This window comes from Maribellus comscasis (assembly GCF_009762775.1).
Taxonomy (GTDB): domain Bacteria; phylum Bacteroidota; class Bacteroidia; order Bacteroidales; family Prolixibacteraceae; genus Draconibacterium; species Draconibacterium comscasis.
The window spans coordinates 2,505,511-2,526,074 of the sequence record NZ_CP046401.1 but is presented as its reverse complement, the minus strand read 5'-3'; the positions used below and the strand labels follow the sequence as shown (position 1 = coordinate 2,526,074).

General features: G+C 38.3%; 18 protein-coding genes. 16 read left to right on the top strand and 2 right to left on the bottom strand.

Going from position 1 to position 20,564, the window contains the following annotated elements; translation table 11 throughout:
• Window positions 1-96 precede the first annotated feature (96 nt).
• Complete coding sequence (locus GM418_RS10070; RefSeq protein ID WP_158865662.1) at window positions 97-984, bottom strand: dienelactone hydrolase family protein; 888 nt, start codon at window positions 982-984, stop codon at window positions 97-99.
• 254 nt (window positions 985-1,238) lie between these two features.
• Here GM418_RS10070 and GM418_RS10065 point away from each other — a divergent pair, with 254 nt between their 5' ends.
• From GM418_RS10065 to GM418_RS10000, 14 genes are all read left to right on the top strand, one after another.
• A complete protein-coding gene (locus tag GM418_RS10065) occupies window positions 1,239-3,041 on the top strand; it encodes a tetratricopeptide repeat protein (RefSeq protein ID WP_158865660.1) in 1,803 nt (600 codons plus the stop codon).
• A gap of 435 nt (window positions 3,042-3,476) precedes the next feature.
• Window positions 3,477-4,484, top strand: a complete 1,008-nt coding sequence (locus GM418_RS10060; RefSeq protein WP_158865658.1) for a CobW family GTP-binding protein — start codon at window positions 3,477-3,479, stop codon at window positions 4,482-4,484.
• A gap of 5 nt (window positions 4,485-4,489) precedes the next feature.
• Window positions 4,490-5,698: a GTP-binding protein gene (locus GM418_RS10055; RefSeq protein ID WP_246222828.1), complete on the top strand. Its 1,209-nt coding sequence runs from the start codon at window positions 4,490-4,492 to the stop codon at window positions 5,696-5,698.
• A 19-nt stretch (window positions 5,699-5,717) separates the two neighbouring features.
• Window positions 5,718-5,933 carry a hypothetical protein gene (locus tag GM418_RS10050; protein WP_158865656.1) on the top strand — a complete coding sequence of 72 codons (216 nt, stop codon included), beginning with the start codon at window positions 5,718-5,720 and terminating at the stop codon, window positions 5,931-5,933.
• Window positions 5,930-6,448 (top strand): dCTP deaminase, encoded by a 519-nt coding sequence (gene dcd / locus GM418_RS10045; protein ID WP_158865654.1) that lies wholly within the window; start codon window positions 5,930-5,932, stop codon window positions 6,446-6,448. Before GM418_RS10050 ends, dcd begins: the two co-directional genes overlap by 4 nt.
• A 146-nt stretch (window positions 6,449-6,594) precedes the next feature.
• Entirely contained in the window at window positions 6,595-7,407 is an 813-nt protein-coding gene (locus tag GM418_RS10040) for a ZIP family metal transporter (RefSeq protein ID WP_158865652.1), read from the top strand.
• On the top strand, window positions 7,404-8,045 hold the full coding sequence (locus GM418_RS10035; protein WP_158865650.1) for an ABC transporter ATP-binding protein: 642 nt from the start codon (window positions 7,404-7,406) through the stop codon (window positions 8,043-8,045). The genes GM418_RS10040 and GM418_RS10035 overlap by 4 nt, the downstream gene beginning before the upstream one ends.
• The gene (locus GM418_RS10030) at window positions 8,042-9,421 is read left to right on the top strand and encodes an ABC transporter permease (protein WP_158865648.1); all 1,380 of its coding nucleotides are present in this window, start codon (window positions 8,042-8,044) and stop codon (window positions 9,419-9,421) included. Before GM418_RS10035 ends, GM418_RS10030 begins: the two co-directional genes overlap by 4 nt.
• 4 nt (window positions 9,422-9,425) lie before the next feature.
• Window positions 9,426-9,890 (top strand): hypothetical protein, encoded by a 465-nt coding sequence (locus GM418_RS10025; RefSeq protein ID WP_158865646.1) that lies wholly within the window; start codon window positions 9,426-9,428, stop codon window positions 9,888-9,890.
• A gap of 108 nt (window positions 9,891-9,998) precedes the next feature.
• A complete protein-coding gene (locus GM418_RS10020; protein WP_158865644.1) occupies window positions 9,999-10,406 on the top strand; it encodes a Fur family transcriptional regulator in 408 nt (135 codons plus the stop codon).
• 2 nt (window positions 10,407-10,408) lie between these two features.
• A complete protein-coding gene (locus tag GM418_RS10015; RefSeq protein WP_158865642.1) occupies window positions 10,409-10,747 on the top strand; it encodes a hypothetical protein in 339 nt (112 codons plus the stop codon).
• Between the two features lie 44 nt (window positions 10,748-10,791).
• Entirely contained in the window at window positions 10,792-13,206 is a 2,415-nt protein-coding gene (locus GM418_RS10010; protein WP_158865640.1) for a TonB-dependent receptor, read from the top strand.
• 25 nt (window positions 13,207-13,231) lie between these two features.
• Window positions 13,232-14,050: a DUF4625 domain-containing protein gene (locus GM418_RS10005; protein WP_158865638.1), complete on the top strand. Its 819-nt coding sequence runs from the start codon at window positions 13,232-13,234 to the stop codon at window positions 14,048-14,050.
• Window positions 14,051-14,114: 64 nt separating this feature from the next.
• Window positions 14,115-14,603, top strand: a complete 489-nt coding sequence (locus GM418_RS10000) for a DUF4625 domain-containing protein (RefSeq protein ID WP_158865636.1) — start codon at window positions 14,115-14,117, stop codon at window positions 14,601-14,603.
• Between the two features lie 490 nt (window positions 14,604-15,093).
• Here GM418_RS10000 and GM418_RS09995 read toward each other — a convergent pair whose 3' ends face one another.
• Window positions 15,094-16,080, bottom strand: coding sequence for a 3-keto-disaccharide hydrolase (locus GM418_RS09995; protein WP_158865634.1), 987 nt, complete (start codon window positions 16,078-16,080; stop codon window positions 15,094-15,096).
• A gap of 447 nt (window positions 16,081-16,527) precedes the next feature.
• Here GM418_RS09995 and GM418_RS09990 point away from each other — a divergent pair, with 447 nt between their 5' ends.
• Together GM418_RS09990 and GM418_RS09985 are read left to right on the top strand one after the other, a co-directional pair.
• Complete coding sequence (locus GM418_RS09990) at window positions 16,528-18,042, top strand: hypothetical protein (RefSeq protein WP_158865632.1); 1,515 nt, start codon at window positions 16,528-16,530, stop codon at window positions 18,040-18,042.
• A gap of 520 nt (window positions 18,043-18,562) precedes the next feature.
• Window positions 18,563-20,551 (top strand): alpha/beta hydrolase family protein, encoded by a 1,989-nt coding sequence (locus GM418_RS09985; RefSeq protein WP_217447755.1) that lies wholly within the window; start codon window positions 18,563-18,565, stop codon window positions 20,549-20,551.
• Window positions 20,552-20,564 lie beyond the last annotated feature (13 nt).

Sequence of the window (20,564 nt, the reverse complement as noted above, 5' to 3'; positions counted from 1 at the left end):
TAAAAAAGAGATGCAATTGCACCTCCTTTTTTCTTGTTGAAGTAGAGCTGTAAATAGCTCTGAAATTATAAATAAAGCTGTTTAGTTAAAGACGTTTTATTTGAGTTTGTCATCAAAAAAATCTACAGTGCGTTTCCAGGCCAATTGGGCTGCATCTTCGTCATATCGGGGGGTTGTATCGTTATGAAACCCGTGATTTACCCCCGGATAAATATAAGCTGTATATTCTTTATTGTATTTTTTTAAAGCCGCTTCATACGCCGGCCATCCTGCATTTACTCTTTCGTCTAATCCTGCATACTGGAGTAGTAATGAAGCTTTTATTTTTTGAACGTCTTCTTCTTCAGGTTGCCCGCCGTAAAATGGTACAGAAGCTTTTAAGTCAGGTACTTTTACCGCCATCATATTTGAAATCCAGCCACCAAAACAAAATCCAACCACCCCAATGTTTCCGTCACATTCCGGATGTGATTTTAAATATTCAAAAGCGGCAATAAAATCTTCCAGCATTTTAATTCTGTCACGTTTTCTTTGCAAAGCTCTTCCTTCATCGTCATTGCCCGGGTATCCTCCAAGTGGTGTGAGCGCATCGGGTGCTATGGAAATATATCCTCCCAGTGCTGCCCGGCGGCCTACATCTGCAATATACGGATTCAGACCACGGTTTTCATGAACCACCACAATCCCGGGTAGTTTCTCATTATTCCCGGCGGGGCGCGAAAGCTGAGCTTTTATTTTTCCACCACCTTTAGGAGATGTGTATTCAATAAATTCAGTCTTTAGCCTTGCATCGTCAGCCGGTACCTGGATCTTATCCTGATAGTTGGGCATAATAAAAGCCATTAGCGATGATGTTGTTAATCCGCCTACTGCATAAACTGAAAGTCTTTCAACAAATTGCTTACGATTAATTTTGTTGTGGGCATATGCATCATACAAATCAAAGACTTCTTGTTTGATGTCTGCTTTTGTAATCTCTTTCATAGTTCAACTTTATTTTATGTAACTGACATAGAGCTAGTTTTGTTCATATTGAAATAAGAAATACTTAAAAGTAAGCCCGCAATTGACGGAGTCTTTCTGAGTTTATTTCATTTTAAATATTTTTCACAATCAGTAGAATATTTATGTTTAAACTTTTTTTCTGCACCCATGTTTAAAATTAATATCTTTATTTTTTGCAGAGATATGGGTGGAATTACCGTTCAATAGAGAATTCCCGTAATATGTAAAACCAAATGGAAAAATTTAAACCACCGGAAAAAACAATAGCTGTACTACCCTTTGCAAATATGAGTGGCAATGATGAAATGGAATATTTCAGCGATGGGATAACAGAAGAAATTATCAATGCGTTGGCCAGCATCAAACATTTGAAAGTAACTTCAAGAACTTCGTCCTTTTATTTTAAAAGTAAACACATTCCGATAACACAAATTGCGAAAGAGTTGAATGTGTCAACTATTCTGGAAGGCAGTGTTCGCCTGGCAGCAAAAACAATACGCATTACGGCGCAGTTGATTCATGCTGAGGAGGATTTTCATTTTTGGTCGGAAACATGGGACAGGAAATTGGAGAATATTTTTGAAATTCAGGATGAAATCAGTTTGTTGATTGCAGATAAACTCAGAGAACAGTACGGTCACTTTGAAATACAGGATCATCTGGTGGAAAAGAAAACTGAAAGTCTGGATGCATATGAATATTTTCTGAAAGGCCGCTATCATTTTAACAAGTGGAATCCGGTAGATGCGCGTAAAGCCATTGAGTTTTATGAAAAAGCTATTGTACTTGATCCGAATCACACCGATTCGCTTGTTGGATTGGCGGATACATACAGTTTTTTTGCCGTAACAGAGTTGATGCCGCGGGATGAGGCGTGGGCAATGTCGCGAGACTATATGGACAAGGCGTATGCTCTGAATCCTGAAAATGCAGGAGTGCATTATCTTTTGGCGAACTTTTCTTTTTTTTATGATGCTGATTTTCAGGAAGCATTTAATCACGGACTTCGGGCAGTTGAACTAAAATCGAATTACCCGGAAGCGCAGCAGTTTGTGTCGATGTTATACATGATTTTGGGTGAAAAAGACAAAGCAAAACAGCATCTGGAGATCGCACATAGCATTGATCCGATTTCGCAGGAAACATTATTTTACAGAGCCTATTATCACTATCGTTTTGAAAATTATGCTGAGGCGTTAAAATTGTATAATGAATGTTTGACCAACAATCCCAATAACATTCCAGCATACATTGTTCGTAGCTATTGTTTGCTGAGGATGGGGAAATATGATGAAGCGATTCAGTTCCTCGACGAAATGCCCAAAGAAATTGTGGTTCCAGATGAAAAGCTGGGAGCTATTTGTTTGGCGTACATCCTTAAAAATGATAAGCCTCAGACCAACAAATACTTCGGAGAATTATTAAAGAGAGCGCAGGAAAGAACAGCTTTTCAGGCGCATTCATATTTGTATCTAGCTTATGCAAACATGGGAAAGCCGGACGAGGCTTTTGATTGGATTGAAAAGGCAATCAAACTGAAGTCGTCTGTTTTGTTGCTTAGTTATGCCGACCCTTTGGCAAATCAGTTAAAAAGTGATGTGCGTTATGAGAAATTCCGAAAAAAACTATACCGGCATCGGGAAGAAGAAATAAAATCAAGCCCGGGGAAAACACCTCTTTTAGATGCAGAGACGGCGAAGGTTTTTTCTGAAGATTTGCTTCGTTTTATTGAAGAGGAAGAACCTTTTCTGGTTCCGAATCTTTCGCTTCGTTCACTTGCAGCCCAGGTTGAAATTCACCCCAATAAATTATCGTGGCTGCTGAATGAACGTATGGGCAAAAATTTTAATGAGTTTATAAATTTCTACCGGATTGAATATTTCAAGAAACTGGCTGTAGATCCTGAAAACAGTCATATCTCGTTGATTGGACTGGCCTACGAAAGCGGTTTTAATTCCAAAACGGTTTTTAACACTTATTTCAAAAAGGAAACCGGGGTGACGCCAAAGGAGTTTTTGAAAGACACGTTAAAATAGGCTACAAAAAATTACATATTCTTGCAAGTTGGTAATAATGAGTATTCTGAATTCAGTGGTAATTTAACGAGCTATTATATAAATGAATGAACTTGAAAAATATATAAAATCTTATTTTGGAGTTATTCAACAAAACGACTTAAAAATAATAGGTTCGCTATTTCAGTTAACAACCCTATTTAAGGTAATTGAAAATACAGGATATTTTATCGAAAGAATTTGAGGATTTTCCTAAATGAATCATTTTCCCCGACGACACTTTCCCGATAGGTCTTAAGTTAATATAGAATTAATCAATCATTTCATTGTTAATATTTAATTGCATCATTGTTGCATTTAATTGTTTGTTTTCTATTTTTGCATCGTTGTTGCATTTGAGGTAGTGATGCAAACGATATTTTTAGTTTGGAAACAGGAAGATTAAACAATTAAACGATGGAAGACGGAAGAATCCCGGTAACGATTATTACGGGCTTTTTGGGTGCAGGGAAAACAACATTTCTGAATAATTTGATACAGAAGTACCCGGAAAAGAAATTTGCAATTATTGAAAATGAGTTTGGTGAAATCGGCATCGACAGTGGCTTGATTATCGGTGCCGACGAAAATATATTTGAGCTCTCAAACGGATGTATTTGCTGCTCGTTGAACAACGATTTTTTTTCGGCAATTGATCGATTGCTTAAAGGTCCTTACGAGTTTAATCATTTACTAATTGAAACAACCGGAATTGCAAACCCGCTGAATATTGTAAAGCCGTTTATCGATAACACGAATATTCAGTACCATTTCAAAATAGGCAGTGTAATTTGCCTTGCCGATGCTGAAAACATGGAAGACATGCTCGATGAACAAAAGGAAGTGGAGCAGCAACTGGCACTTTCAGATATTGTTCTTTTGAATAAAATTGATTTGGTTCATGAAAGTTATGTCGCTGAATTAAAAGCGAAAATACTGAAACGAAATCCAATGGCAACGGTTCATCCGGTGGAGTTTGCCAAAGTTGATTCTATTGATTTGTTGGACACTTTTTCGTATTCGGGGAATAAAATAGAGATGTCAACACTGAAATTTGCTCCGCTTTCAGGAACTCAATCTCACGATACGCATTCACATCATCATGAACACGAAATCGTTTCTGAAGGGTTTGTGTTCAACGAAGTTTTTGATTTGGATTTATTCAGCCTTTGGATGAGACACTACCTCTATTTCAATAAAAGCACCATATTCAGAGTGAAAGGAATTCTGGGATTTCACGACATGCCTGAACGATACATTTTTCACGCTGTAAAAGGTTCTTTTGTTTTTGATCAGGGGAGGGAATGGGCCGAAGAAAAGCCGTTTTCAAAACTGGTATTTATTGGAAAACATATAGACAGAGACGCATTATTGAAAAATTTACAAAAACTGGTTTACAAAAAAGAGAAAGTAACAGAAAATTAGAGAAAATGGAAATGACAGAGAAAAAGCTGCCAGTAACGGTTTTAAGTGGATTTCTTGGAGCCGGAAAAACAACCTTGTTAAATCATATTTTACACAACAAAAATGGCTTGCGTGCCGCTGTAATTGTGAACGATATGAGCGAAGTCAATATTGATGCGCAAACGGTTGAAAATGAAAATGTGCTTTCCCGCACTGAGGAAAAGTTGGTTGAAATGAGCAATGGCTGTATTTGCTGCACCTTGCGCGAAGACCTGGTTAAAGAGGTTGAAAAACTAACTCGGCAGGGACGATTTGATTATTTGTTAATTGAAGGAACCGGAATTGCCGAACCTGTGCCAATTGCCCAAACATTTACTTATCCTTTTGAAGATTTGGAAATTGATTTAACAAAGTGGGCGAAGATTGATACCATGGTAACCGTGGTTGATGCGCTTAATTTTGAAAAGGATTTTGGTAGTTTGGATACCATTGGAGATCGTGATATGAATGACGACGATCCGAATGACGAAAGAACCATTGTAAATCTGTTGACGGATCAGGTGGAATTTGCCAACGTCATCATTATAAATAAAGTGGATTTGGTCAGTCCGGGAAAATTGGAAGAGCTTAAAAGTGTACTTCAGAAATTAAATCCAGGAGCAAAAATACTTACTTCCTCACACGGTAAAGTTGAAATCGACGAAATTGTAAATACAGGAAAGTTCGATTTTTACGAGGCTTCCACATCTGCAGGCTGGATTAGAGAATTGGAAGAGGAACATGTGCCGGAAACAGAAGAGTACGGAATTGCATCGTTTGTTTACAGGGAAAAACGCCCTTTTCATCCGGCGCGTTTATGGAAATACATTAATGAAAGCTGGGATTTAACCATTATTCGGAGCAAAGGTTTATTTTGGATGGCTTCGCGTCCGGAAGCAGCTTTTAGCTGGAGCCAGGCCGGTGGTTCAATAAAAGCCGACCGTGCCGGAGTTTGGTGGGCTTCGTTAAGTACACTGGAACGCAACCAGCATCCCGCTTTTCAACAAAATGAAGAATATATTATGAAAAAATGGGACAAACGTTTTGGCGACCGGCAGACCGAATTGGTTTTAATTGGCCAAAATATGGACGAAGAAGGAATACGGGCAGACCTGGAAGAATGTTTGTGTACCGAAGAAGAAATACGGGGCATGGAAACAAAAACACACGAGTTTCTAGACCAGTGGCCGGTTTAGATGAATAAAATAGTTTACGATGGCAGCAGATTTAAAGAAAACATACGGCGAATGGAAACAATGTTTATTTGGCGAAAGCGGACAAAAGTTTTCAAAGGATTTTATTGCTTCCCGACTTCGTATTATGAGTGATAAAAAAAACATTGAGCGGATACGCTTTTCCGAGAAATATGGAGAAGAATATACTGTGCGTATTAAAGAATATTTCGAACGGGCATTACAGGAATTGTCATGATTTTATCTGGAAGAGAAATAAAACGACAGCTGGGGAAAAATATTTTTATTGAGCCTTTTAATGAAGAAGCGTTGAATCCCAATAGCTACAATTTGCAGCTGCATAACGAATTGCTGGTGTATGATAAACCCGAGCTCGATATGAAAGAGAACAATCCTTATCGCAGCATTCAAATTCCTGAAAATGGTTTGCTTCTTCAACCCGGAGAATTGTATCTGGGGCGAACCGTGGAATTTACCGAAACAAAAAAGTATGTTCCGATGCTCGAAGGGCGGTCTTCGGTTGGAAGGCTCGGTTTATTTATTCATGTTACAGCAGGTTTTGGAGATGTTGGTTTTAAAGGATATTGGACGCTGGAAATGTTTTGTGTAAAGCCGGTGAAAGTGTATCCCGGTGTGCCGGTTTGCCAAATTTACTTTCACACCATTGAAGGCGATTTTGACGAATATAAACATGGAAAATATCAGGAAAACAAAGGTATTCAGACCAGTCGTTTGTATCTCGATTTTAAATAAAATGGTGTAGGCTGAGGTGTTTAAATATGTCGGTTTGTAACGTGTTGCTAACCGAGTATTCCCTGCGACTGTCAGACTGAGCGAAGTCGAAGTCTTTTTTTTAAACAATTCAGTAAACACAAGTATAAAAATAAAAAGTTCAGAAAGTGGAAATTTGGATATCAACAATAACCAGCACTGTGCTGGTAAGTATTTTATCATTATCAGGAATTGTAATTGTAGCTTTAAAAGGAATAAAAACCGAGTTTATTGTTTTTAGCCTGATTAGTTTCGCGATTGGAACATTATTCGGGAACTCGTTCTTTGTTTTATTACCCGAGTCGTTCCATATTTTTCACGATGGAAAAATGGTTGGAATGCTGGTGATGGGTGGATTTTTAGTGATGCTCGGAATTGAAAAGATTGTCCATTTAAACCACAATCACAACGTTAAAAAAGATGCTGAAATTATGCCGCTGGGTTACATCAGTTTGGTAACCGACGGGCTGCATAATTTTACTGACGGTATTTTAATCGCAGCCGGCTGGATGACTTCTCCAGAAATTGGTATAACGACAACACTAGCTGTAATTTTACACGAAATCCCACAGGAAATCAGTGATTTTGGGGTATTGATTCACGCCGGGTTTAAACGGAAGAAAGCACTGTGGTTTAACTTTCTATCGGCAACAACAGCCATTGCCGGGGCAATTGTAACATTGTGGGCAGGTTCAATTATTAGCTCGCTTTCGGTTTATGTATTGCCGGTGGCTGCCGGTGGCTTTATTTACCTTGCCGGAAGTAGCCTTGTTCCCGAAATCAATAAAGAAAAATCATTTCGTAAAAATGTAATCCAGTTCGCATTCATTTTTTTAGGACTTTTCTTAATGCATTCTTTAAGTGAAAATCATTCGCATACACACACGCATACACAGGAAACAACTAAACCTATTAATACTTATTTAAGTCATACAAAATGATAAAAACCAAAAATTTAAAATTTAAGTACAAACGAGGCAATGAGATGAATTTTCCGGATTTGGAAATGGCCTCGGGCGAACAAATGGCGATGATCGGCGATTCCGGTTCAGGAAAAACCACTTTGCTTCATTTGCTTGCAGGAATTTTGTCTCCTTCTTCAGGAGAAATAGTAGTTGACGATACCAACATTTGCAAACTAAAGCAAAACAAGTTGGATGAATTTCGTGGAAAGAACTTTGGATTTATTTTCCAGAAGCACTTGTTTGTTGAAGACATCAGTATGAACAAAAATTTGCTGATTGCGCAAACACTGGCCGGCGGTTCAAAAGATCCGGATTATGTATCCCAATTGACAGAACAGTTGGGAATTGCAAAACTGGTGAATAAATATCCTTCGGAATTAAGTCAGGGCGAACTTCAGCGTTTTTCGGTGGCACGCTCTCTGGTAAATAAGCCTCTGGCTTTGTTTGCCGATGAACCAACCTCTAGTCTCGATGATAACAATTGTATGCGGTTTATTACGCTTTTACAAAAAGTGTCATCGGAACATAAACTTACATTACTGATTGCAACGCACGATTCCCGAATCAAAAAACAATTCGAGAATATTCTTTACTTAAAACCATCGGGAAAATGAATATATTCAAATTGAGTATCGCAAAATTAACCGCCAAACCCTTCAATACATTTTTAAGCTTGTTATTATTTGCTGTCGGAGTCACTATTATTTCGCTGATATTCCGGTTCGAAAAACGTTTTGAACAAAACTTTCGACAAAATATTGCAGGCGTAGATTTGGTTGTTGGAGCGAAAGGAAGTCCGTTGCAATTAATACTTTCTTCTGTTTTTCAGGCCGACGTTCCTACCGGAAATATTAGTTTGGAAGAGGCCAATAAAATCAAATCAAACCCGATGGTGAAAAGTACCATTCCAATGGCATTGGGAGACAATTACAAAGGCTACCGCATTGTTGGAACAGAACAATCGTACCCCGATTTGTATGAATGTAAACTGAAGGAAGGAAAGTGGTTTTCAAAATCGATGGACGTGGTAATTGGTGCTGAAGTTGCTGAAAAAACAGGATTGAAAGTTGGCGATTTATTTACCGGTGTTCACGGTTTTACGCAATCCGGCCATCATCACGATGAGTTTAAATACACTGTTGTAGGAATAATGGAACCGAATGAAAATGTAACGAACCGGCTTGTTCTTACTCCTGTAGAAAGTGTATGGCTGGTACATTCTCATCATCACCATCACGAGGGAGTTGAAGAAGAGGACGAAGATCATCATCATGAAGAGGCAGAAGCAGAAGAACATCACCACGATGAACATGCACATGAGGAAGAACATGTTCACAGTGCTTTGCTTGATTCGGCTTTGTATAAAGTTGAACACCAGCAAGATCTTTCAAAAGAAGAACTTCGCGCATACAACGATTATAAAGGAATTTTGCAGGAAGCAGACAGTGATCCTTCCAGTGAAATCACAGCGCTTTTGGTGTTTGCCCGCAGTCCGATCGCAATTGCTTCTTTGCCTCGTATTATCAACGAAAATACAAATATGCAGGCTGCCTCTCCGGCACTCGAATTAAACCGATTAATGGGCTTTTTAGGGTACGGAATTGAAACATTTAAAATTCTGGCGTGGATAATAATTGTTATTTCCGGGTTGAATATTTTAATTCATTTAACCAATACGCTCAATCAAAGTATTTACGAAGTGGCATTGTTAAGAGCGCTCGGCGCTTCCCGCATTAAAGTTATGTTTTTGCTGCTTTCACAAGGAACTATTTTATCTTTGGGAGGCTGGTTAGCCGGAATCATTATTTCACGAATAATTTGGCTGATATTACCACAAATTTCAGCAATTAGTTTTACCGGAATACAGGGAATAAGCGGAAAAGAGTTGTTGTTATTGTTATATTGTTTTATTGTCGGGGCACTGGCATCGCTGTTTCCGGCCATTAAAGCGTATAAAACAGATATTCATTTTATTTTAAGCAAGATTTAAACGAATGAAATTTATTGGTGTAATCTTATTTTGGGTTCTCTCTTTAAATAGTATCGGACAAACATTAAATAATGATACTGTTTGGGATTTGTTTCTGAACGATGTAAAAGTGAAATACCGTTTTTCTTTGAAGTACCAGGCCATGTTGCCCAAAGCAAAATTTGGCGATAAACTGGAGGCTGCAAACGGGAAAGAGATTACCATTAACGGATTTTATCTTCCCGGCGATATGACAGGGTATATTTTTGTCTTGTCAAATAGTCCTTCAATCCAGTGTTTTTTCTGCTCGGGTGCGGGTATTGAAACCATTGTTGAAATGAACATCAAAAAAGATGAAATGGATAAATTCAAAAAACTAAAAACCGATGATTACATCGCAATAAAAGGGAAATTAAGACTGAATAATACCGATGAAGAACATTTGATATACATTGTTGACGACGTAGAGTTTATAAAAAGAATCAAATAAACGACACCTGTCGCAAAGGGATAAAAATTTAAAAATGAGGTATGAAACAATTCATTTCATACAATAATTTTCGTTATTTTTGCAACATTATTGCATTTACGTGTTTTTATGGGACCACTGGAAATTTTACAAGAGCATAATTTAAAGCGAACAGCTTGCCGGGAAGGAATTTTATCGATGATGCTGGAATCGGGGCTTGCACTTTCCGAGAATGAGATAAAGGACGAATTGAGTGGACATTTCGACAGAACAACGTTTTACCGTTCGTTTAAAACACTTCTTGAAAAAAAGATTATTCACAAAATTGTAGTGGATAACCAAAGGGTAAAATATGCACTCGATAATTCTTTAACACATAAAAGCAAACATGCACATTTTTATTGTAAAGAGTGTGACAGTGTGATTTGTCTTGATGATATTCCTGTTAACGAACCTGAAGTTCCACAAGGCTTCGAAGCCAGTGAAACGGAAATAATAATTAAAGGCGTTTGTAGTACTTGCAAAAAATCAAAATAAGCTTGTATAAGGAAGAAAAATATATTGCCATTTCGTTTTTGCTGGTATTCTTGCTGCCAGGTGTTTACCAGCCGTTTCACGTTATCGAACATCATGGGCACAAACATCATTGTTCGCATGGTATTTGTAGTTTGGAAGAACCGGGGCATCCTGTTTTCCAAAAAGACGAGCATTGCTTTGTTTGCGATTTCGAATTTACGCTTAGTGACCTTCCCCGAGAATTTAATAATCTGTTTTGCGAATATTTTCTAAGGGATGTAAGGCCTTTAAGAGTACAAGATATATTTTCATTTGAAGTTATTCTTTCTACTTCTCCCCGGGCTCCACCGTTTTTTGCCTGATATTTTCCCCCGCCATTTTTATTAAAATTTGAATAACAGGTTTTATGAGAAAACTTTGTGGGGTATTTGTTGCCATCTTTATTTTGGGTTCGGCAATAAATGCCCAGGACTTATACATTTTGTCGGGAGCTGTTACCGATAACGATAACAGTGTTTTACCCGGTGCTTCTGTTGTTTTATCTTCCGGAAAAAAAGGAACAGTTACAGACGCTGATGGTCACTTTTCTTTTTCTGAATTGAAGGCCGGAACATATTTCATCAGTGTATCTTTTGTCGGTTATAAGACCTTCAGGGATACACTAAAAATACGTTCAGATCAGAATGTTCATATAAAATTGCAACCTTCTGTAATGACTTTAAATGAAGTTGTGGTAAAGGATAATTATGCGCAGAAGCAAAAAAGGGAAGACTCGCGAAATATTGAAGTTGTAAACGACCGTTTTGTGAAGATGAATCTTTCCGGTAGTCTAATGAAATCGCTGGAGCGTTTGCCCGGAGTAAGTACAATTGACATTGGTTCCGGCCAGTCGAAACCCGTAATTCGGGGCTTGGGATTTAACCGTATTGTGGTTGCCGAAAATGGAATAAAACATGAAGGCCAACAATGGGGCGAAGACCATGGTTTGGAAATTGATCAGTACGCCGTCGATCGCGTGGAAGTAGTAAAAGGTCCAGCTTCGTTAATGTTTGGTTCGGATGCTATTGGCGGTGTTATCAATATAAAACAACTCGATGTTCCAGCTGAAAACTCGTATGGTGGCTCGGTTGATTTAACCGGAAAAAGCAACAACGATTTACTCGGAACATCGGTTGATGTTTTTGCCCGGAAAAAGGCGCTTTACTTTACCGGTCGAGTTACTTTACTCGATTATGGCGATTATCGTGTTCCTACGGATAGAGTCGAAATTTATTCATACAAGGCAGCACTTTACAAAAACTTTTTACGAAATACCGCTGGAAACGAACAGGATTTTCATCTTTCGTTCGGAGCCATCGGGCAGCAGTTTACAACACGGTTTTATTTTAGTGATTTGTTTAGTAAAAGTGGCTTTTTTGCCAATGCGCACGGTTTGGAACCAAGAAATGTAGATACTGCTTTGCACGATCGCTCCAGCAGAGATGTTCAGTATCCTTATCAGGAGGTGAGCCATTTAAAAGCTACCAACCAAAGCGAGTGGCACGGCGAAAATTTCAATGTGGAAATGGAACTTGGCTTTCAGAACAATTCAAGAAAAGAATGGAGCCAGTATGTGAGCCATGGTTACATGCCGGCAAACTTTCCTGATACGATGTCGTTTGATGCCGATTTGGAACGACAGTTTGATAAGGATGTATACTCCGGTAACCTGAAAGTTTCTTTTGAGACGATTGAGAGTTTATCGTTGACAGCTGGCGTAAACTCGGAATTTCAGAATAACGATATTGGTGGCAGGGGATTTATAATTCCGGCTTTTACACAAATTGCTGCAGGGACATTTTTATATGGAAAATATTATTTATCGCCCAACAGCATTTTACAGGCTGGCTTGCGCTTTGATTATGGAGAAATAAACACGGAAGAGTATTCTGATTGGTTTCCAAGCCCGGTTGTAACCGATGACGATACCGTTTGGAGCTATTTGCAACGTGCACCGGAAATGACAAGAATTTTCCACAATATTTCGTGGTCGGTTGGTTTTAATCAGAATTGGGAAAAAGTAAGTCTGAAAGCCAACATCGGGAAAAGTTTCCGAATGCCAATTGCAAAAGAACTGGCGGCTAATGGTGTAAATTACCACCGCTTTAGTTACGAAGTTGGCGACCCTGATTTGTCAGCTGAGGTTTCGTATCAACTGGATTTGGGCGGAGAATACAATTCCGGGGATTTTGCAGTCGGCCTTAGCCCGTTTGTAAATTATTTCCCGAATTACATTTATTTGAATCCTACGTCAGAACACGATCGTTTGTATGGAAATGGGAACCAGGTTTTCTATTATATGCAAAGCGAAGTACTCCGTTTTGGTGGCGAAATTCATGTGCACTATCGCGTATTTAATCCGTTGACGGTTGGAATGATTGGAGAGTATGTTTATTCCGAGCAGCTTTCGGGAGAAAAGAAAGGTTTTACCTTGCCGTTTTCACCGCCGGCATCCTTGCTGTTTAATGCGAAATATTCGAAGGAAAATATAGGCTGGTTCAAAAGTCCTTATTTTTCAGTTGACTACAAGCTGGTTGCCCGTCAAACCCGAATTGTGGCACCCGAGGAAAAAACACCGGGATATCAGGTGGTTAATCTTTCGTTGGGGGGAGATGTCGGATTTCGAAATCAGAAAATATCCATTGCTTTTCAAATTCAAAACTTGTTCAACAGGAAATATTTCAATCATACAAGTTATTACCGGCTGATTAATGTGCCGGAGGCAGGAAGAAATTTTGTCTTAAACATTAATATTCCATTTAATAACAATTTTAAAAAGTAAAATGAACTTTAAAAGTTTGAATTCTATGAAAACGACAATTAAAACAATCGCACTATTATTTGTAGCGACAATGATGCTTTTTATTACTTCTTGTGATAAAGAAAATCCTGACAGACCTGTTATAAGCGATTTGGAACTGGGAATTAGTGATAACCACGTTGCTTACGCAGGTGCCGATTTACATATTGAAGCACTTATTGAAGCAGAAGGCAGAATCGATGTTGTAGAAGTGGAAATTCATCAGGAAGAAGGCAGTAGCGATGAAATTGATTCTACTTTTACTGAATTTGCAGGATTGAAAAGTACCACTTTTCATAAACACGTAGACATTCCTGAAGATACTCCTATTGGTACCTATCATGTCCATATTACAGTAACCGACCAGGAAGGTTATCAAACAACAGTGGAAGATGAAATTGAGATAGAAGAATTAGCAGATGAAGAAGCTCCTGAAATAACCATTTCATCAGCACCTGAAAGTGGAACAAGTTTTTCATCGGGGGAAACAATTACCATTTCAGGAACGGTTACCGATAATATTTCACTTGCCGGGTTGCTTGTTGCGCTGGTTTACGAATCAGATAATATTGCAGATGCTGATGTTGCCGGAGATAATACTGCTGTTATTGTAATGCTTCATACCCACGATTTTGACGATCCGGATGAAACAGAATTTACAGCATCGATTGTAGTTGGAGCTGAAAATGATAATAACATGACACCGGCTGCTATTGAAGGCGATAACGCATGGAAATCAGGGAATTATTACATCCTTGTGAAAAGTAAAGACGCGAAAGCAAACTGGGCTTATTTAGACCACTATCCGATAGTTATTAATTATTGAGAATAAAGAACAGGCAGGGCAGTAGTTTCGTACAACTGTTCTGTTTAATCTAAAATTTTTTGAAATGAAAGCTTTAAAAATATTTCCAGGATTATGTTTGGTTTTGTTTGTTTTTACTACATGTTCTGAAGATGATATAGACGACGTGAAACCAGAAATTGATTTGACAATTTCAGGTGCATTTCCGCTTAATTGTGATACGCTTTATTTTGGCGAAACCTTTACATTAAAAATGCTTTTTACCGATAATGCTGAGCTGGGATCGTATAGTATAGATATTCACAATAATTTTGATCATCATTCACATAGCACCGAAGTATCAGAGTGTAGTTTGGATGAAATAAAAGATGCTGTAAATGCTTTTGTTTTTATAGAAGATTTTGAAATACCGGAAGGACTCGATGCTTACGAAGCTTCGGAGGAGGTATCTATTCCTGAAAGCGACAGCGATGGTGAATTTGATGAGGGCGATTATCATTTTTTTATCAGCCTGGTTGATAAAGAAGGATGGTCGGTGCAAAGAGGACTGAGCATTAAGATTTTGAGGAGGTAATTTTAGTTTCTGATTGATCGTTGAAGAAAAAGAGTCAGGGACAGAACGAAAGCAAGATCAAAAAGGAGAATTCTTTTTTTGATGGATAATTCGCTTTAGATGGGTTGTTCCATAAAATTGGGAAACGTCAGGAATGTTTGAAGTTACTTCGTTTGCTTGTTGGCCGGCTTTTCCTTTGTAATTTTCTTATTATGAACATTCATCGTATTTCTCACCCGATTTTTGAGATTAGTAAAAGAATTCACCTATGGGTTATAGTATATTTTAGAGAAATCTTCTGCATCATAGCGCACAGAGAAAAGGCATCTGTGAGGTTTTTGATGGTTTATTTGGAAACACTGAAAATCATTAATGTCACAGATTTTCAGTGTTTTTTCTTTTTTTGGAAGATTTTCGGCTTTTTGAGCTGGCTCCTCTTGTTGTAAGGAGTTGCAACCCAAAATAATATAGCGAACTTTATTTTTTTTTTGCGTGAATATTTATAGAGCAACTAGTTAACTGACGGTGTAATAACAAACTTGCGAAATTCCACTGGTCCGTGATCACCCTGGATCATGATTGGTCCGGGTTCTCCTTCTTTGCTATCGAGCGATCCACCTGTAATTCCCGGAATAGGGCGATTCGAAATAACTTCTTTTCCATTTAGTACAACGGTAACATGGCGGCCAACAAGTGTTACTTCGTAAGTCTGCCATTCTCCCGGTTTATTAGCGGCATAAACCGATGGTGCAATAAAACCGTAAATACCACCAATACTTACTTCATCTGTTCTTCCTTTTGAATCTTCAATCTGAAGTTCATGACGGCCACGAAGATAAATTCCACTGTTACTTCCTGCGGGATATCTGAATTCTACACTGAGTTTAAAATCATTAAATTTCTGGTTGGAAATCAGATTGCCGCCCGATTCGGTGTTTACCATTACACCATCAATCATCTGAAATTTGTTGTTCGCCGGAATTATCCATCTGTCCATGTTTTCGGTGATCAGATTGATGGGATTTCCCCAAATCGGTGGTTCTTCTCTTTCCAGTGACGGAGCCCGAACACCAGTCCACTCTAATTTGTTGCCATTCAGCATCTGATAACCAGAGAGCTTATCGTCTTTTAAAGTAAACTCAAAATAAAGATCGTCGATATCCATCCATTGAGGAGGAATGGTAAAATGATATTTATCCTCGCTTTCATCATAAACAACTTCAGCAATTGGCCTTGCACTGCCTTCATACCCAACATAGTATCCGGTAAGCGTAGAGAAACCAGATAATTTTACCCGGAGCCATCCCGGGAAACCGTCAGAAGCCATTAATCCATGTCTGAAAAGTCCGAGATTTTCTATCTGGTCTTCAGTCATATTTATGGTGAGATCCCATTTGCCAATTAATGGCGAGTCACTTTCAACGCGTTGCGCCTGTGCAGAAATAAAACCAACTAGAATAAATACAAATAGTAAAATGAAAGCTTTTAGTTTGTTCATAGTATATCTATTTTTATTAGTAAAACGACAATATTGTTTTTAATAAATACAAATCTACTCAAAAACTGTATGTGATTAAAAACATCACATATAATTTATCAATTTTAAATATCCACGCTTGTGTGATTTAACGCTGTTTTTGTATTTTTCATGCCTTCTCAGGCATTTTTGTTTCAAAAAAAGTATAAAAATAAGGTCACTAAAGCCAACAATCATTTCTTGTGCTCACGCAGCTTAATATGTAAAAGTTTCGTGTGATTTAGCATTGTATCAAGACAGTCATTTTTCAATTACTTAAATCACATCTAAATTTTAAACTATTTAGAAACTATCAACAAATATCTATTTTTATAGGTTGATTATTAGGTGATTAGTGTTCTTTTGGATGAATGGTACGAGTTTTGCATTTCAATATGTCAGAAACAGTATCATTTAATACCTAAAGTCATGAAAAAATTAATCTTCATATCTATTCTTGCAATCCTTACCTCATTTGCGGGTTATACAACAGCAAGTAATTATCAGGATGAATATCTGGGTTTACCTGGTGACAACCTGAACCTCTATGCAACAATGAAATTATTCCAGGAGTCAGAAACGCTTGAAGGTTTTGAAAGAAGCCTGAACGATCAAAATTCGCATATTAATAATCTCGATTTGAATGGAGATAATTTTGTTGATTATATCTCTGTGATGGATTATGTTGACGGAGATTTTCATACCATCGTTTTAAGAACGCAACTAAACAGGAATGAAACACAAGACATTGCTGTTTTTACGGTTCAACGTTTTGAAGACGGGACAGCCAGGATACAACTTATTGGCGACGAAGCATTATACGGGCCTAACTATATTGTTGAACCCATCTATGCCGATAGCCAGGAAACGCCCAATCCGGGTTACATGGGAGGTACAGTAGTAGTAACAACTCCAACACCGGTTACAGTTACTACCTACCAGGTTGCAACCTGGCCAATTATCCGGTTTATCTTTCGTCCCGGTTACGTTTGCTGGCATTCAGCCTGGAGGTGGGGATATTATCCTTCCTACTGGAATCCGTGGCGCCCTTATTACTGGCATACGTACTATGGCTATCACAGCCATTTTAACCACTATTATCACTCGCACTATCGCTATTGGAATCATCATCGTTACCATCGTTATCACGATTTCTATTACAGCCGGGTGCGCTCATATTCTCCTAAAGTGAATGTCAGAATCAAACAAGGAAACTACAGAGCAACTTACTCCCGCCCTGATTTGAGGAAAAGAGGAGACGACCTTTACAGGACAGCAGCCAGAAGAAGTACGGGAGTTAACAAGTCAAATTCCGGAAGAACGAACAATCTGAAGTCTGCCAGAAACACTTCAAACTACAATTCAAATTCCGGAAGAAGAACTGTTTCAGGCGTATCATCGCAGACACGGACAAGATCCCAAGCCAGCAGGGGAGTAGAAAATACACGAAAGTCATCAACAATACGCTCCGGGAGTTCTTCAACAAACACTGCCCGGGGAAATAAAAGTGCAGTAACTCAAAGGTCAGGCACTAGGAGCACTTCGGTAGACAGGATCGGTACACGTACTTCGGCAAATAAAAAAACGGGAGTACAACAAAAGTCATCAACAATACGAAATAACAGAACGTCGGGATCAGCATCTGCCCGTCAGAGTTACAGACAACCCAATCGTTCATCTGGCTATTCAAACAAGTCGGCGACTAAGCCAAAGGTATCATCAAGGTCTTCAAATTCCGGAAGTTCTTACAGACAGCCCAAAGTGTCGTCAAGGTCTTCAGCCTCCAAAAGCGTATCCCGGTCAAAAGTGTCGTCCGGAAGCAGAAATTCAAGCGTTTCAAGCAGAAGCAGTCGTAACTCCGGAAGCAGAAGTTCAGGCGTTTCTGCCAAAAGCAAAAGCAGTCAGTCGCGGTCGTCTTCCGGCGGAAGATCAGGACGCAGGTAATAATAAAGACATAAAAAGCCGATTCAGAAATGACTCGGCTTTTCAACTTCCCATTTAGCACTAAGAAGTCACAATCCAATTTGTAAATAGATGTACAACAGATTCATAGTAACTAGTTGAGAGTATGAATCTGTTATGTTCATGAAACTCAGTTTAGGTGGTATTTGCCGCCACACTCTTCATCAAATATCCATTAGTAAAAATTGTACAATCCTAAAATGCATTGTAATCTTTTTAAGTTGTTCATTCTCTTTTGAATAGTTGGGAAAATTTCGATGTTGTTGAAAATAGAAGGAAAGTTACAACCTGCGAATTCACAAAACTTATATGAACACTCCTCGATACCAAGGATTTTAAAAATTTCCATAAAAAAATCGAAAATAGCATTTTTGTCCTGTTCAACTCCCCTGTTAGTTGGAACCTGATTTGAGAAAGTTTGGTGTGAATTAAGCCCCTAATGGAAATATTTGATTAATTTAATCGGTAAAATTTTTATTAAGAATTTCAATACGCAAAAAAAGTGAAAAAAACTAAACCAATAACTATTCTTTGTATCCTCTTTGTATTTCATTTTGGATTGAATGCGCAAATCAGTTATAATGCACTTCCCTGGAGAATGAGCACTGCATACAATAATTATTTGCTGCGCGATGTTCATCAACAGTATGCTGACAGAAAAATAGAAATTGAAAAAGCATTTGCTTCAAAAGAAAAAATGATTGCGTATCGGGATGACTGTATTCAGCGATATAAAAAAATAATGGGAGGTCTTCCTGAAAAAGGCAATCTAAATGCCCGTTTTACAGGGAGTTCTGCGTATGAAGGTTTTCGTATTGAAAAAATTATATTTGAAAGTTTGCCCCATCGTTATGTTACAGCCAACCTGTATATTCCAGATGGGGAGGGACCATTTCCGGCGGCACTACAACTTTGTGGGCACGGGTTGGGTGGAAAAATTCCGGCATCAAATTCGGCTTTACTTTTTGCACAAAACGGAATTGCTGTTTTGGTAGTAGACCCAATCGGGCAGGGTGAACGTATTCAGTTTATTGATGACGAGAGCAATACACTAACCCGGGGAGCAACAACCGAACATACTCTGTTAAATGCGGGTGCAAATTTATTGGGAACAAGTCTGGCAGCTCTGGAATTTTGGGATAACCACCGGGCAATTGATTACCTGGTAAGCCGGGAAGATATTGACAAAAACAATATCGGCGCATACGGAAGTTCGGGAGGAGGGACACAAACATCCTATTTAATTGGTCTCGATGAACGAATCAAAGTAGCCTCGGTTTGCAGTTATTTTACTCAAAGAGAAAAAGTTTTGGAAGTTTATGGTCCATCCGATGGTTGTCAGCATATTCCTTACGAAGGGAAGGAACATTTAGAAATAGCAGACTTTGTTCTGATGATGGGACCCAAACCGGTTTTAATTCTGTCCGGGAAATACGATTTTGTCGATTATTGGGGAGCAACGCAAGCTTTTAAAGAGTTAAAAAAAGGGTATACCGCGTTAGGTAGCCCGGAAAAAGTAAGTATGTTTTCAGTGGAAAACGGACATGGAATGCCCAAACCCAAACGGGAAGCTTTGGTTACATGGTTTAAAAAATGGATGTTGAATGATGACACGCCTGTTGTTGAAACAGAGTTATTTCATATTCCCGAAGAAGACCTTCAATGCACTGGCACCGGACAAGTAAATTCAGCTATTGCAGATAATATTTCAGTCCCGGATTATTTTTTAGATGAAGCCAAAACTACAGAGGAGCAAAGAATTGAGTTCCTTAAAAACGATTTAAAGACGATAACCGGAAAGGTTAATGAAATTCTGTGTATAGGAAATGAATTGGAAGAAATATTTCCCGAACAAACAGGGGAAATTAAAATGAGAACTTATGATATACAAAAATATCAGATTATCAGACCAGAACAGATGCCTTTGCCTTGTGTACTTGTACTTCCGGGAAATATTACTCCTGAAAGTCAGATTACTATCTTTTTAAATGAAGGTGGGAAAGACGAAATTTTGAGTGATGCAAGAACAATGGAGTCTTATGCAAATCAGGGTGAAATATTGATTGTTGCTGATTTAAGAGGATACGGCGAAACCTCAGATCCTTTGAGTTTAAACGACACAAAATATTGGAACCGTGAGTATAGAAATGCTATGATTAGTAAGCACATTGGAAAACCAATTGTGGGGCAAAGAGTAATTGATGTAAAAACTATTTTAGACTTTGTTGATACAGAATCGATTTTGAAAGGAAGAATAGTTAAGATTAAGGCCAATGGAACGTACGGTCCTGTTGCGGTTCATGCCACTTTTCTTGACGAAAGAATATCAAAAACAGAAATTACAGGTTCGATAAAAAGTTATACCGAATTTCTGAAAAATCCGATGCAGAGAAATGTATATTCCAATGTTCTTTATGGTGTTTTACAGTATTACGATTTAAAGGATTTGATTGAAATATCCGGAAAGAACCGGATACGATTTTTAGATTAGATTATCCCGTAAT